The 15276-nt window shown below is 39.3% G+C and carries 15 protein-coding genes; 5 read left to right on the forward strand and 10 right to left on the reverse strand.

Annotated elements, in window-relative coordinates:
• Positions 1–150: 150 nt before the first annotated feature.
• The 3 genes from HMJ38_RS15450 to HMJ38_RS15460 all read left to right on the forward strand — a co-directional run bounded on the left by HMJ38_RS15450 (position 151) and on the right by HMJ38_RS15460 (position 2432).
• Positions 151–480, forward strand: a complete 330-nt coding sequence (locus HMJ38_RS15450) for a hypothetical protein (protein WP_194975319.1) — start codon at positions 151–153, stop codon at positions 478–480.
• An 11-nt stretch (positions 481–491) separates the two neighbouring features.
• The gene (locus tag HMJ38_RS15455; protein ID WP_194975320.1) at positions 492–2114 is read left to right on the forward strand and encodes an FAD-binding protein; all 1623 of its coding nucleotides are present in this window, start codon (positions 492–494) and stop codon (positions 2112–2114) included.
• A 120-nt stretch (positions 2115–2234) separates the two neighbouring features.
• Positions 2235–2432: a hypothetical protein gene (locus tag HMJ38_RS15460; protein ID WP_194975321.1), complete on the forward strand. Its 198-nt coding sequence runs from the start codon at positions 2235–2237 to the stop codon at positions 2430–2432.
• A gap of 61 nt (positions 2433–2493) precedes the next feature.
• On the opposite strand, the gene HMJ38_RS15465 is transcribed toward HMJ38_RS15460, so the two are convergent.
• The 8 genes from HMJ38_RS15465 to HMJ38_RS15500 all read right to left on the reverse strand — a co-directional run bounded on the left by HMJ38_RS15465 (position 2494) and on the right by HMJ38_RS15500 (position 11815).
• Positions 2494–2877, reverse strand: a complete 384-nt coding sequence (locus HMJ38_RS15465; RefSeq protein ID WP_194975322.1) for a helix-turn-helix domain-containing protein — start codon at positions 2875–2877, stop codon at positions 2494–2496.
• Positions 2878–2906: 29 nt separating this feature from the next.
• Positions 2907–3200 (reverse strand): type II toxin-antitoxin system HigB family toxin, encoded by a 294-nt coding sequence (locus HMJ38_RS15470; protein WP_194975323.1) that lies wholly within the window; start codon positions 3198–3200, stop codon positions 2907–2909.
• Positions 3201–3407: 207 nt separating this feature from the next.
• Positions 3408–4460: a 2-oxoacid:ferredoxin oxidoreductase subunit beta gene (locus tag HMJ38_RS15475; RefSeq protein ID WP_194975324.1), complete on the reverse strand. Its 1053-nt coding sequence runs from the start codon at positions 4458–4460 to the stop codon at positions 3408–3410.
• Entirely contained in the window at positions 4435–6273 is a 1839-nt protein-coding gene (locus HMJ38_RS15480; protein ID WP_194975386.1) for a 2-oxoacid:acceptor oxidoreductase subunit alpha, read from the reverse strand. The genes HMJ38_RS15475 and HMJ38_RS15480 overlap by 26 nt, the downstream gene beginning before the upstream one ends.
• Positions 6270–8075, reverse strand: a complete 1806-nt coding sequence (locus HMJ38_RS15485) for an FAD-dependent oxidoreductase (protein ID WP_194975325.1) — start codon at positions 8073–8075, stop codon at positions 6270–6272. The genes HMJ38_RS15480 and HMJ38_RS15485 overlap by 4 nt, the downstream gene beginning before the upstream one ends.
• A gap of 386 nt (positions 8076–8461) precedes the next feature.
• Positions 8462–9562: a DegT/DnrJ/EryC1/StrS family aminotransferase gene (locus HMJ38_RS15490; RefSeq protein ID WP_194975326.1), complete on the reverse strand. Its 1101-nt coding sequence runs from the start codon at positions 9560–9562 to the stop codon at positions 8462–8464.
• Positions 9537–10835, reverse strand: coding sequence for a glycosyltransferase family 4 protein (locus tag HMJ38_RS15495; protein WP_194975327.1), 1299 nt, complete (start codon positions 10833–10835; stop codon positions 9537–9539). The genes HMJ38_RS15490 and HMJ38_RS15495 overlap by 26 nt, the downstream gene beginning before the upstream one ends.
• Complete coding sequence (locus HMJ38_RS15500; protein ID WP_194975328.1) at positions 10829–11815, reverse strand: aldo/keto reductase; 987 nt, start codon at positions 11813–11815, stop codon at positions 10829–10831. The genes HMJ38_RS15495 and HMJ38_RS15500 overlap by 7 nt, the downstream gene beginning before the upstream one ends.
• Positions 11816–11892: 77 nt before the next feature.
• On the opposite strand from HMJ38_RS15500, the gene HMJ38_RS15505 reads away from it, so the two are divergent.
• Both HMJ38_RS15505 and HMJ38_RS15510 read left to right on the forward strand, forming a co-directional pair.
• Positions 11893–12282: a Dabb family protein gene (locus HMJ38_RS15505; protein WP_194975329.1), complete on the forward strand. Its 390-nt coding sequence runs from the start codon at positions 11893–11895 to the stop codon at positions 12280–12282.
• Positions 12283–12330: 48 nt separating this feature from the next.
• The gene (locus HMJ38_RS15510) at positions 12331–13662 is read left to right on the forward strand and encodes a S41 family peptidase (RefSeq protein WP_194975330.1); all 1332 of its coding nucleotides are present in this window, start codon (positions 12331–12333) and stop codon (positions 13660–13662) included.
• A gap of 175 nt (positions 13663–13837) precedes the next feature.
• On the opposite strand, the gene HMJ38_RS15515 is transcribed toward HMJ38_RS15510, so the two are convergent.
• A complete protein-coding gene (locus HMJ38_RS15515) occupies positions 13838–14380 on the reverse strand; it encodes an SRPBCC family protein (RefSeq protein ID WP_194975331.1) in 543 nt (180 codons plus the stop codon).
• Between the two features lie 32 nt (positions 14381–14412).
• Positions 14413–15243 carry an alpha/beta fold hydrolase gene (locus HMJ38_RS15520; protein WP_194975332.1) on the reverse strand — a complete coding sequence of 277 codons (831 nt, stop codon included), beginning with the start codon at positions 15241–15243 and terminating at the stop codon, positions 14413–14415.
• Between the last annotated feature and the right edge of the window lie 33 nt (positions 15244–15276).

Consider the following 15276-nt stretch of genomic DNA (forward strand, 5'->3'; position numbering starts at 1 on the left):
TGAAGTTAATTTATTTTCAAATAAATTTCAAGCATAATTGAATTAAAAAAATACATTTCCACTATTCTTGCCATTACCCTCAAAATTGTTTACATTCAATCCTCTTTAATATTTGATTTTTAGATTGTTAACTCCTCTAATTCATTGCTTATGAATGTTGATCCAAGACATAGAATACAATTGGCAGTATTGTTTTTCAGTCTGATATTCCTTTTATCAGCCTGTTCTAACTTAAGGGTAGTAGCCAAATATGATTCTGACAACCCAGTACCAACAACAGTCACAAAGGTCTCCTATTTTTGGGGATTGAGACAGCCTGTGGATGTAAGGACAGACCCCAGTTGCAAGTCGATCTGCCAAGTCACTTCAAAAACGAATGCAGGTCAAATCATTGTTTCATTTATCACTTTGGGGATTGTTGTGCCCCAGACCTTAGAGTATTTCTGTTGTGCAGAAGAACCTAAACCAGGAGAAATTTAAACCGATAAGCCATGCCATTCCCAGCCGGAGTCAGACCTTGGAAGATCAAGGAATTCACCAACGTACACCAGAATTTCACCCAACCTTTGGATGAAGACCAATCATTTGACATGTTTTTGGATGACCCTTCATTTCAAAACCTGGATCAGCTATCACAGTACAATAAATGCACAGAGAATTTTCAATGGATCATCAAACACTGCCTTGAAAAACAATTGAACGTCAGGGCTATGGGCAGTGGATGGTCCCTCAGTAAAGCTGCGGTAAGCGAAGATGCCCTTATCAATACCAAGAGACTCCGCCATAAATTTTTGTTGGGTTCGGAAAATTTCGATCAGGAGTTTTTGAGTAACGGCGGAAAAACCGAAGATTACCGCTTTCTCCAATGCGGCAATACCATCATCAATATCAACGAATATCTCGAAAAGCAATGTCAACCTGCAAAATGCATCAAGGTCAGTGGTGGCAGTAATGGTCAGACCATTGTCGGTGCTTTTTCAACAGGTACGCATGGTGCTGCAGTATTTTCTGGAGCACTTCCTGACATGGTGGTTGGTTTACATGTCATCACTGGATCTGATAGGCATATTTATGTAGAAAGAGCTTCCCGTAAAATCACTTCCCATATTTTTCATCAAAAGATAGGGGCAGAAGTATTTATAGACGATGCACTTTTTAATGCCATTTTGGTCAGTTTTGGAAGCTTTGGGATTATCCATGGCGTATTGGTGGAAGTAGAAGACAAATTTCTATTGGAACAAAAACTGCAACGCATACCTTTTGATCAAAAAATGGCTGAAGCAGTAACCAATATGGATTTTGATTTGATCCAGGATAAACTCAAATACACTTGGAATGATCCTGCCAATCATCTTTACCATTTTGAAATGGCGGTCAATCCACATGATTTTGAATTCAACCACCCGGAAAAAGGTGCCTATTTCAGGTCTATGTTCAAAGTGTCCTACAGAGATGATTATAAAAAGATTGACCATATCACGGATGGATTTACTTATGGTGATGATACATTGGGTTTGATCCAATCGGCTTTGGATGGAGTCCAATCTACTGTAGGGTTTCTCAACCGTGCCTTGGTACCCAAGTTGGTCAATTCCTTATTTGATATGGCATACAGTAGGCCGGAGGATCTGATAGGGACGATTAGTGAAACTTTTACAAATACCCGATTTAGAGGGAAAGTCTTCAGTGCAGCCATTTGTCTGGATACCAAAGACGTGGTTAAGGCCTTGCAACATTGTCTTGAGATCAATAAGTCCTGCAAACTGGCAGGTATTCTTGCCTTTAGGTTTGTAAAAGGGTCAGACGCAACGCTAGGATTTACTAAATTTCCAAAATCTGTGGTGATGGAATTGGATGGGGTAGATGCAGCAATTAATCATCAGTTTTATAAAATGATGTTGGAAGCTTTGGAGGCAGAAGGTATCAAATATAGTATTCATTGGGGAAAAATTAACAGGGTACTTACACCAGAAAGGTTGCAGTATATCTATGGAAAAGAAAGATTGGATGCTTGGAAAAAACAACGATCAAGGGTGATGACTCCTGAAACACAAAACATATTCAACAATGAACTGATGCAGTCCTGCGGATTGGACGAATGTTGGCATGGATAAAAACAATATTTAGCTAATGCCCTTTATTATCATCACCTTTCTACCGGAGTAAGAATCACCCAATCCAAATAATTCATTTTTGGATCTTCTTTTCCACCTACAAAAATAATAAATAGCATTATGAAAATCATTGGAGTATTAGGCTTCCTAGCCTTATCATTGGCCTTTGGCTGCAATAACAAACCTGCAAAGGAAACAGTAAAAGAGACTACAATCGAAGTCAAAACTGAAAAAGAAGCAGATACCCAGATAAAAATCAGTTCTGATGGAGGCTCGGTAAAAACCAAAAAGCTGGAAGTTGAGATCAAAAAGGATTAAAAGTTAAAAAAAACCGAATCAAGGATTCGGTTTTTATATTTTTTATGTGCTCGATTTTACATCAAGAGCCAATGTTAAGATCATATTTTTTAACTAGGGTATCTACTGGAATGTGAAGCAATTCGCTGAATTTACGGATCATAGTTATAGATAGTGCCTGTTTGTAGTTAAGCACTTTGCTTACAGTCCCTTTATCACCATATACTTTAGCCAAGTCTGTTGAATTGTAGCCAAAATCCTCCATCCTGATTTTAATTGTTTCAATCGGATCTACATCAGGTAAATCAGAATTTTGATTCTCAAATTCAGAAATAAGATGCGCCAAAAGAAGCTTTTCTTTATGTTTTATTGTTCCTTTTGGTGCATGCTTAACTTCTGAATACCTCGCTACGGCATTTTCATATTCTTGGTCTGTCTCAATCAAAAACCAATTTTGGTAGCTCATTTTTTTCTAATCTTTAATTTCTATTTTAATCAAATAGTTTCGGCATCAATTTCGTCGTATTCTGAATGGGTACCGATGAACCTAACTTCAACAATTCCATCCTCATATTCAACTTCAATAATCAACCGATATTTGTTAACGACAATCTTAAATCTAGCCCTATTATTTTTGATGATCTTGGCATTGGGAAAATCTTGAAGAACATCTGTACTTTTTTTCCAAATTGCCTTTGAAGTTATCATTTTCCATACTTTAAGGCTTTTGGCTGAATCAGCATGCTTTATAACAAATTTATCCAACTTTCTGGACAATATGATTTTCATTATTTAAATTTTACATCGTTTTCTAATAACCTATTCTTATCTAGTTAAACTGATATTTTTTACGATTCTTACTCAATTTTAATTTTAAAATTTAGTAAAATTATCAAATAGTTGGTAAGTTACCAACTATTTTTAATATAATTTAACATTGGGCACCTAACTTTCCTAACCTAAAATATCCTATTGATTCAGAGTCAATTAATCATTTCACCTGAAATTCCGATTAATTCCCTCCAAAATTTCCTCTCCTGGACATAAATCCTTTTCTGTCAATTTATTTAGTGGGGTTTTACAGGTCTTCAAAGTACCATGAAGGTCATTCCATTCTGTATTGACATAAAGGAGGCCGGTCAGAATCTCATTTTTCAGTCTTGCCTGTTGCAGGGCGTTTACAACAGATACCCTGTCTTCGGGATCCCAATCTGTTGCCAGTTTGTTAAGCTGAATGATAGAACCATCATGCAATGCTACTTTAGTGGATTTGCCCTGATCGTATTTGGTGGTGATGATTGGCATTTCAGGAACAAAATCCAAGGTAGAAGTTGCCTCTATATGCTGTCTGACATAATCATAAGACTTGGTCGACCCGGCATTATTGTTAAAGGTTACACAAGGCGAAATGACATTGATAAAGGCAAAACCTTTATGGTGCATGGCTGCTTTAATGATGGGTACCAATTGTTGTTTATCCCCGCTGAAACTCTGGGCCACAAATGGAGCACCCAACTCTATCGCCAAACTTGCCAAATCGATGGCCTGAAATGGATTGACGGAGCCTGCTTTGCTTTTAGAACCCTGATCAGCAGTGGCAGAATCCTGGCCTTTGGTCAGCCCGTAACAGCCGTTGTTCATGACTATATAGACCATGTTGAGATTTCTACGGATCACATGGACAAATTGCCCCATGCCAATGGATGCAGAATCACCATCTCCGGAAACCCCAAAATATACCATGTCTTTATTGGACATGCTCGCACCTGTGGCAACAGAAGGCATCCTGCCATGGACAGAGTTAAAGCCATGGGAATTGCCCAAAAAGTAGGTTGGTGTTTTGGAAGAACATCCGATTCCGGAAATCTTGGCAACTTTGTGTGGTTCTACTGACATCTCGAAGCAGGCCTGTACAATGGCCGCACTGATGCTATCATGGCCACAGCCAGCGCAAAGCGTAGACAAAGGACCTTCATATTCCTTAATGGTATATCCAATTTTATTTTTTGGCAGTTTGGGGTGTTTAAACTGTGGTTTTAGATAACTCATGGTCTAGGTTTTTAGTTTGTTGAAGGTAGATTGTAATCTGGTTTTTGATGGCATCTGCTGTAATCGGCATGCCATCATAATTCAGGACAGGTATCAGTTTGGCAGGATTGGTTTCCATCTCTATCATCATCATGCTGCGCATCTGTGCATCTCTGTTTTGTTCTATGACAAAAACCAATTCATGAGTTTTGATAAATTCCAACACCTCAGCACCAAAGGGGAATGCTTTGATCCGAATGGCATCCACGACAATGTCATTTTGTAGAAGTAAGTCTTTTGCTTCTTCGGATGAAAAGGTTGAGGTACCAAAGAATAAAATTCCATAAGGGCTCTGATTTTTCTTTTGATACAACTTTGCAGAAGGGACTATTTTCTTTGCAGTTTTCCATTTAACCATCAATCGGTCCATATTTCTTTTATAGGCTGCTCCATCTTCAGTGTATGCAGCATATTCATCCCGTGAAGTACCCCTGGTGAAAAAAGCTCCTTTTGTAGGGTGGGTTCCGGGATAAGTTCGAAATGGAATACCATCTCCATCTACATCCAAGTATCTTCCAAATCTACCAACGTGTTCCAGTTCTTCGGCATTCAATACTTTACCACGATCATATTTTCTTTTATCATTCCATTCAAAAGGTTCACTGATATGGTCATTCATTCCCAAGTCCAGATCAGTCATCACCATGATGGGTGTTTGCAGTCTCTCTGCTAGGTCAAAACTTTGCGCTGTCATTTCAAAACATTCCTTGGGCGTGCTTGGCAAAAGCAAAACATGTTTGGTGTCTCCATGGGATGCATAAGCTGCAAGCATCAGGTCCGGTTGCTGCGTTCTTGTAGGCATTCCGGTACTTGGTCCTGCCCGCTGCACATCTACCAAGACTGCGGGGACTTCTGCAAAATAGGCCAAGCCAATGAATTCATTCATCAAAGAAACTCCCGGGCCACTTGTGGCAGTAAATGCTCTTGCCCCGTTCCAATTGGAACCAATGACCATTCCCATGGCCGCCAGTTCATCCTCTGCTTGAATAATCGCAAATTTTTTTTCCCCGGTTTCGGGGTCAGTTCTGTATTCTTCACAATAATGTTCAAAAGCTTCTGCTACTGAGGTGGAAGGTGTAATAGGGTACCATGCCATGACCGTTGCCCCACCATACACTGCACCCAAACCACAGGCAGTATTGCCATCAATAAGAATTTTACCTTTTAATAGATTTTTTCTTTCCAGTCTAAATGGAAGTGGAAAGTCAAAGTTTGCTTCTACGAAGTCCATACCTAATTTTAAGGCAATGTGATTGGCTTCAATCAATGAGGCTTTTCCTTCAAACTGTTCACCGACCAACTTTTCTATTTCTTCTATTTCCAGATTGATCAATTTGGCCAAAGCGCCAACATAAATGATGTTTTTTAGCAATTGGCGTTTTCTAGGATCAGAAAATGCCTGATTTGACATTTCCATCATCGGTACACCCAAATAATGAATATCCTCCCTGACAAGCGTTTCAGGCAGCTTTTTGGTACTGTCATACATGAAATAGCCCCCCGACTTGACGCTCTTGACATCCTGTGCCATACTTTGTGGATTGACAGATACCATCAGGTCGATGCCTTCTCTTCTTCCCAAATAGCCTTTTTCACTTACCCTTACCTCATACCAAGTGGGTAAGCCTTGGATATTGGAAGGGAAGATGTTTTTGGGTGTAACAGGTATACCCATTCTGAAAATTGCTTTTGCAAATAGGTAATTGGCACTCGCCGAACCCGTTCCGTTTACGTTGGCGAAACGGACAATAAAATCATTAATGGATTGACTCATTTTTCTATTGGGGGAAAAGCGGTTGACATTTGATTGGCTTTGGTGACGGAATAAAAATACTTCTGCATATCCCAAGCTGAGGTCGGACATCTTTCGGCACAAAGTCCACAGTGAAGGCAGACATCTTCATCTTTGACCATGACTCGACCTGTTTTTAGTTCTGAGGACACCAAAAGGTCCTGCTCCAGATTTTCAGCAGGAACCAAAAGTTTTTGTCTCAATTCAGGTTCTTCGGCATTGGTGGTGAAGGTGATGCAAGAGGTAGGGCAAACATCCATGCAGGCATCACATTCAATACAGCGATCCTCTTTGAATACCGTTTGCACGTCACAGTTGAGACACCTTTGTGTTTCCCGATAGGCTGTGGCAATTTCAAAACCCAATTCAACCTCTTTTTTTCTGTCTTTTAAGGTCAAAGATTTTTTTGCCTGTGGAACAAGGTATCTTTGGTCAATGGCCACACTACTATCATAACTCCATTCGTGGATGCCCATTTTTTGGCTGACCAGATTGGTATAGGGAGAAGGCCTATCATAGAGACTTTCGCCTTCACAAAAAAGATGGATGGAAACTGCTGCATGATGGCCATGGGCTACTGCAGTGATTACATTTTTAGGACCAAAGGCTGAATCACCTCCGAAGAAAACTTTTGAGTTGGTTGATTGGAATGTCACCTCATCAACTACCGGCATGTTCCACTTGTCAAAATCCAATCCCAAATCTCTTTCGATCCAAGGAAAACTATTTTCCTGACCGATGGCGATCAATACCTCATCTGCCTCGATAAACACATCATCCTCTCCTGTCGGAAGCAATTGTCTTTTGCCATTCTCATCATAGACAGCTTTTACTTTTTGGAATTTCATTCCAGTAAGTTTTCCATTTTCATGCTCAAAACTCAAGGGAACATGATTGTCAATGATTTCTATGTCTTCATGGATTGCATCTTCTTTCTCCCAAGGTGATGCCTTCATTTCCTCAAATGGACTCCTTACCACCACTTTGACATCTTTTCCGCCAAGTCTTCTTGAAGTCCGGCAACAATCCATGGCAGTGTTGCCACCACCTAGTACGATTACTTTTTTGTTGATGGACTTGGTGTGTTCAAATGCAACATTGGCCAGCCATTCTATTCCAATATGGATATGCGCATCTGCTTCCTTTCTTCCGGGTAGTTTTGGTAGATCTCTACCTCTTGGAGCACCGGTGCCTACAAATACGGCATCATAGTCTTGGCTTAAAACTTCTTTCAGGCTTTTGACATAAGTTAAAAATTGGGTATGGATACCCAAGTCCAATATATAATTCACTTCCTCATTGAGGACTTGTTCAGGTAGCCTAAAGGAAGGGATCTGACTTCGCATCATTCCGCCTCCGGCAATCTGTTCATCAAAAAGATGGATTTCATATCCCAAAGGTGCCAAATCCCTTGCCATTGTCAAGGATGCAGGACCACCTCCGATCAGAGCGATTTTCTTTCCGTTTGGAGGGAAGGGGCCTTGGGGCATGTGTTTCTTGACATCGCCTTTGTTGTCAGCGGCAACTCTTTTTAGCCTACAAATGGCTACAGGTTCTTCTTCTACCCGAACTCTTCGGCAGGCAGGTTCACAAGGGCGATCACAGGTCCTTCCCAATACACCGGGAAATACATTTGACTCCCAATTGATCATGTAGGCTTCAGTGAATTTTTCAGCAGCTATTAACCTGATATATTCCGGAACAGGTGTATGTGCGGGACATGCGTATTGACAGTCCACTACTTTGTGGTAGTATTCGGGATTTTTGGTATCTGTGGGTTTCATGTTTGACGGAATTCTATTGGCTTGAAATTTCGAAATCCAAAATAAATGATTTTTAAATGTACTAAATTTCAGAATTTTTAATAAACCACAGAAAGAAATAATTAAATTTATTCAGGTTTCACTGATGGTACTGTTAGTTCCAAGGACCCGCCTTATGAGGAAAACATACAACAGGAGTGAAATAGCTGCAAAAAATAAGGGTAATATCGATATGTATTTTGTGGATTATAAGTAATAGAAGTCGGAAGTCCGAAGACGGGATTTTCCAGTGATCAGTAGGTGTTCAAGATGCGTAGATTGAATATTTAATCCACTTTATGTTTATATCACTTTCCTAAAGAAGTGGATATGGAAAAAAATAAAATTTTTTTGATAATGTAGGTTACTTATGCTATTTCAAAAAATCTCCTGATTTCATTACTGATGGATAAAACATCGTCCTCCGTCATCCAAGGATTCAGTGGTAGGGACAAAATAAACTTAGATAATTTTTCAGCATTCGGATATTCCTTCCCATCAAGATAAGGGAGCATTTTTGGGATGATGGTGGGATAATGAATAGCTGTTCCAATACCTTTACTTTCTAAAAATAACTTTAAGTTATTCCGATTATCTGTCTGAATTACAAATAAATGTGCATTATGATTGGACTCAAGGATATCTTCAGGAAGCGTGAGACCGACAACATTTTTCAAGCTATCCAAATAGATGGAGGCTAGTATTTTTCGCTTCTTTTGCCAAGATTCGAAGTAATCCATTTTCACATTCATAAATCCGGCCTGAATACTGTCTATTTTGGCATTTCGACCTACACTGTGATGTTCATCACGGGCGGTCTGACCGTGGTTGGCAAACTGCATTAACCTCAAATGTAAATTTTCATCTTTTGTGATCAGGGCTCCTGCTTCTCCCAATGCGCCAAGGTTTTTGGTCGGGTAAAAACTAAAACATCCAATATCTCCCCAATTCCCTGCGCTGATACCGTTTTGAAATGCTCCAAAAGCTTGTGCAGCGTCCTCTACAATCCGGATATTTTTTGGGTTAGACCATTCAATTAATCTTTCCATATCCACCATTTTTCCATAGAGGTGAACTGGAATGATTGCTTTGGTCTTTTGAGTTATTAAAGAATCCAATTTCCCTAAATCAATTAATCCATGATCATCAGTGTCTGCAAAAACAGGTTTGGCGCCTGACATAATAACAGCTTCTGCGGTAGAAACCCATGTAAGGGCCGGAACAATTACCTCGTCCCCTATACTAATCTCCAATGTCCTTAAGGCCAACTCTAAAGCATCTGACCCATTGGAACACGCTAACGCAAAAGGAACACCTAAATACTCCTTCAGTTTTGATTCAAGTAGGACCGATTCTTCGCCGCCTGAAAAGACGCCCTTTTCCAACATTTGCGAAAATTTTTCCTTAAGCGCATTCTTTAGATCCAATGGAATCAAACTTAAATCAAGAAAGGGAATCGGATTGCTCATCTAATAATTTGACAAGTTGTTGGCTGAGGTTTTTTCTGGAATATTGATTTACTTCTTCAGAAACTTTAAATTCTGATTGGGGTCTAAAGTTAGTCAGGAAATCTTTGATTTTTGTAGTGTCGGTATGTGCGATTACTTCCCCACCTTGACAGGAAGAAAGTATAGCGGATGAATCTCCTTGAGGATCCCCAAGTGCCAAAACCGGCCTGCCCGTTGAAAGGTATTCAAATAGTTTGCCCGGCATATTGCCTTGGGCATTTTTGGTGTCTGTCAGGATAAGTAGTAATAGGTGCGCATTTTGGTAATAATCAAATACCTTTTCATGGGAGACATAGCCCTCTAACTTAACATTTTCCTTCAACCATGAATCTTGCGAAAGATGATTGATGACAGCTTCCGATACTTTTCCAACAAAGCGTAGTGTTGCTTTTTGGTTTGATTTTTCAAAAACTACCTTGAAGGCTTCAAGGAATGGCAAAGGGTTTCTGATGGCGTCAATCACACCTGTGTAGAGAATTTCTATCGTCTCTTTATTTAGAACTGAGAATTTCCAATTTGCAGGTAAATCATCCGAATCATAACCATTGGTCAAAAGGTGGACCTTTCTTTGGCAAATGTTTTCAAAGTCTTTTTGAAAGGTTGGGCTAATGGTAGTGATTTTGTCAGCGGAAACCAAGACTTCCATTTCCAGTTTTTCATGTTTTTTTTTGACCCAGTCCAACATGGGTAAGGTATCCAAAAATTCCCATTTTGACCATGGATCTCGGAAATCTGCCAACCAGCTTATTCCTGTCTTTTGCTTTAAACCCAATCCAATAAGATGGAGACTATGAGGGGGTCCTGTGGTGATGATGGCATTGAATTGCCCCTGTTCTACAAGATCTTTTAAAAAGTCAACAGAGGGCTTTACCCAAAAAACCCTGGGGTCAGGAATCAGCACATTGGCTCTTAACCAAATAGCAGACTTGTCGCTGAATGATTTATTCTTTTTTTCCAATACTTTGGAAGGATCCGCTAATTTCCCCTTTTTAAGTTTTCTAAAAACACCATAAGGCTCCCAAATCGGGAATTTAATCACCTCTAATTGCGGATTGATTTCATCTAAGAGGCTTTCATCTTTCAGATCAAAATCAGGGGTTTCCGGTGTGAAAATCACAGGTTCCCAACCATAATCCGGTAAATACTTTGCAAACTTCAACCACCGCTGAACCCCCGAACCAGCTGACGGCGGCCAATAATACGTGATGATAAGGACTTTTTTGGTCTCTACCACAATCCATGAACCTCCTTCTTCAGGTATTTCTCATAGATGTCCTTGACAGCATCCATTTTGTAGGGAGATATAGGAAGATGTTCTGAGGCTTTTACATTGGATAATACTTGATCTATTTTAGATGCCCCTGGGATGACTGTACTTACCTGAGGATGCATCAAAATCCATTTAATGGCCCATTCAGCCAAAGACGTGTCCTCTCCAAAAAGAGATTTCAGTTCCTCGACAACCTTCAGACCTGTCTCATAGTTAACACCTGAGAAAGTCTCACCTTTGTCAAAAGCTTCACCCTCTCGGTTAAAGGTTCTGTGATCATCAGGATCAAACTTGGTGGTCTCGTTATATTTCCCGGTCAAAAGACCACTTGCCAATGGAACCCTTGCAATTATCCCGAAATCATTGATTTTTTCTTGAGTAAATAATTCTTCGGCAGGCTTCAATCTGAAGAGGTTAAAAATGATTTGAATGGTAGAAACAATTTCATACTGCATCGATGCAATGGCCTCATCGACCGTCTCTACACTTACACCCATTTGAATGATTTTCCCTTCCTCTTTTAGTCTTTCAAATAATTCAAAAATATCCTCCCTTTGATAGACCTCAGTAGGAGGGCAGTGAAGTTGTATCAGGTCCAAGACATTTAGCCCAGTATTTCTAAGAGAGTTTTCTACATGGGTACGCAATGTTTTTGGCGTATACCCTTCATTGTTATGAGGTTGTATTTTTCTTCCACATTTGGTTGCTACATAAATATGGTCGGGTGTTTCTCGAACTGCTTTCCCTACAGCGGCTTCACTCAATCCATCATCATAAACATCAGCTGTGTCTATGAAATTGATCCCCTGATCAATCGCGGCTCGGATAATCTGGTTGGCATGTTTAGCGTCAAAAGGCTTTCCCCAACCTCCCCCCACCTGCCATGTCCCAAGTGAAATTTCAGATACGAGCCAACCTGTTTTGCCTAACTTTCTATATTCCATCGTTGATTTGATTATTTGCGGTGTGCATTTCAGAAAGCAATTTAAATTTTTATCTTTAGTTCCTTAAAGAATCACCAATGAAATCAAGAAGAAAGTTTCTACAAACCTTAACAGTCGCAGGAGCGGCGGCAACCTTACCTATTAATCTTATGGCAGAACAAGCAAAAACACAAAAAATGATCCACCAGGTATTTTTCTGGTTGAATGAAGGAGTATCAGTTGAAGAATTCAAAACAGAGGCGGCTGTATTGGGGAAATGTAAATCAGTTGCTAAATTCTATCTAGGTACTCCGGCACCGACCGAAGCAAGGGATGTGGTTGACCATAGTTATCAGGTTTCTTGCACTTTGTTTTTTGACAGTATCGAAGATCAAAATGAGTATCAGGTAGATCCGATGCATCTGAAATTTATCGAAAGAAATTCGAACAAATGGAACAAAGTTCAGGTATATGACTTTGTAATCTAATCCATTTGCACATAATAGTGCGTTAATAGTCCTTAGAATTCCTTATCAATGAAAAATTTCAATATCTTCTCGATCCTGCTGATTTTAGCAGTCACTATTTTCTCATGTAATCCCGAATCAGATGATGTAGAGCCTGGACGAGTAGAAAATGTTGTCAAAAATGCCATTTTCGAAAGCATGAAAGAATTCTATTATTGGGAGGATAAATTACCGGAGACTTTCAATTCTGCCAATTTTTCTTCAAATGAAGAAGTCTTGGAAGCATTACGCTTTAAAGAATTGGATAGATGGTCATACTTGACGACTAGGGAAGCCTTTAATGCTGCATTTACCGGACAAGTAACAGGCGTTCATGGTTTTGGATTGGGAATCGATCAGGATGAGAATTGGTTTGTCACTTTTGTTTACAACGATGGTCCTGCGGGTAAAGATGGTTGGCAGAGGGGATGGCAGTTTTTGGAAATCAATGGAAAAGCTGTATCCGGATACAAAACTGCTAATGGGGGGTATAATTTTCAATTGGGTCCAAACGAGGTTGGTGTTTCAAATACTTTTAAGTTCAGACTTCCTGACGGGAGTGAAACCACCCGCACGATCATAAAAGAAGCATTTCAAACCAATTCTGTATTGCATCAAGATGTATATGAAATGGCTGGTAAAAAAATAGGTCATTGGGTTTATCAAAGCTTTAGAGCGACTCAAGGCCTGAGTCCTACAAGAAGCAGAGAAGTTGAGGATAGTTTTAATTTTTTTCTGGCCCAGAATATTGATGAACTAATTATAGATCTTAGACTGAATGGGGGAGGATCTGTTGCCGTGACAGCCCAAATTCTAAATTATATTGCTCCAAGTTCTGCTAGTGGGAAAGTGATGTATATGGACAGACACAATAGCAAAAAAAGCAATTATAATAAAAGCGTAAATTTCTCAAAAACAGGGAATCTAAGGCTCAATAGACTTATCGTTATTACTTCTAGAGGTTCCGCCTCTGCTTCTGAATTGTTGATCAATTGCCTTGCGCCATACATGGATATAGTTTTAATTGGAGATGATACCTATGGCAAACCAGTGGGTTCTTTTCCTTTATCCTCCTTTAACAGAACCCTAAGTGCCAATAATGTGGAATTGGTGCCCATTACATTTGCTACTGCCAATGCTGAAAACAGGGCTGATTTCTTTGATGGATTTCCAGCAGATTTCAAAGTGGGGGATGACCTGACCAGGAACTGGGATAATCGTGAAGAAAAGAGATTAAAGGCAGCTTTGGACTTTATCAGTAATGGAACGATTACAGGAAGAATAATGCATGACTATTATAAGCCTAAATGGGAAATGATAGATGCATTTGAAGGATTGCAGAAGGAGTTTCCGGTTTATTAGTTAAGAAACAAGAATCAAGAAGCAAGAACCAAGATGCGAGAGACGAGAAGCGAGAAGCGAGACGCAAGAAACGAGGTTGAAAATCAGGAGAATAAAAGTTTAGAATCCTGAGTAGTATAATTGATTCAGAGTGAATTGATTGAAAAAACCGGCGGCATTAAATCCGCTGGTTTTTTTATTTGGTCTCCAGAATTCTTTTGAGATTTTCGAGTCCGGTCTGAAAATCATCTCCGACCATTTTTTCCATATCCATTACCCAGAGCAGGGCATTCATGGGATAGGCCATATGTCCTTCATATCCCCATCTTACCAGGGTATTATTCTCATTGATGGATTCAAATTCCATGAACGCTTTATCATTTGATTCGAATGGTTCGAAAAATCTTAGTGCGTAATCAATTCTTTTACCTTCTTGTATTGCCAATATCTCCTGTTCACCTGAACCGACATCAGGATTTTCACTTTTCCAAAAAGAGACAAAACCTACTTCGCCGTCTGTACCCTTATATTCCTTTTGCATATCAGGGTCAGTGAGTGACCACTTGCTAAAGTTATCTTGGTTTTTAAGGTATTTAGCATATCCATATACCTCATGATGAGGTTTGTTTATTGTTATCTCTCTTTCGACTGATACATCTCTAGCTGTAAACAAGGCCCCTATCATCGGAATAGCGATAATTATGACTATTATAATAGTCATATTTTTTAAAATTTTCATAGCTTACTGGTTTTGGGTTTTTCTCGTAAGTTTTAATATGTGGTTTTTATCTTTTTCAATTTCCGGTTTTTTTGTAGCGCCAGAAAATTTGCTGTTTCTTCAATCAAAGTATTATGCCCACAAGGAAGTTCAACATTCTTTAAGTGAGTTATTTTTGAACTGAATCCCCGTAGATTCTTAGAGGTCACCATCTTATCATATTTTCCGGTCAACAAAGTAAAGGGAGTTTGATTGATATTGAGCACACTTATGATATGTTTAAGATTTGGCTTAAGGGGCTTAAATACATTCCAGGTAAAGTAGGCTTGTGCCCGCATGGTCCTGGTATGCATTTGGGACTTCACAAATTTGATCAGGCTACTTTGGAGTAATCCCAAGCTATGCAGGAAATCCATAATGCTGAAAAACCTTTGTGGATGAAAAACGACTCTCTTGAAAAGTTTGTTTAAAAATCCGGGAAAGGTAGCCATATTATACCAAAAACCGGTTTTGATGCCATCTGGGGCCATTAATAGAAGTGATTTGACATGGCATGGGAAAAGTTCATAAGATATCAAGCAGAACTTTCCACCCATACTATAGCCGATTAGATTAAATTTTTCAAAGCCTTCTTTATCCATCAGTTGCAAAAGTATTTTTCTCCAAATTGCTTTTGTCAATTTTTGATTTATCGATTTCCAACTACTGTGCCCATGGTAAAACATGTCAAAAACCAAATAACAGTCATCCTCTTTGATCAGGTCCAAAAATGGTTCATATACTTTCATGTTTTGTCCAAATCCATGGAAAAGTAAACTGATATTTTTTCCATGCCCATGTTTTGTGTATGCCAAGTGACCAAAATCAGTCTCTAAAAACTCCATTGAATAATATAAAATTATTGATAGGTAAAGGTA

Origin of the sequence: Aquiflexum lacus, assembly GCF_015476655.1 — a bacterium.
In the GTDB taxonomy this organism is placed as follows: Bacteria; Bacteroidota; Bacteroidia; order Cytophagales; family Cyclobacteriaceae; genus Aquiflexum; species Aquiflexum lacus.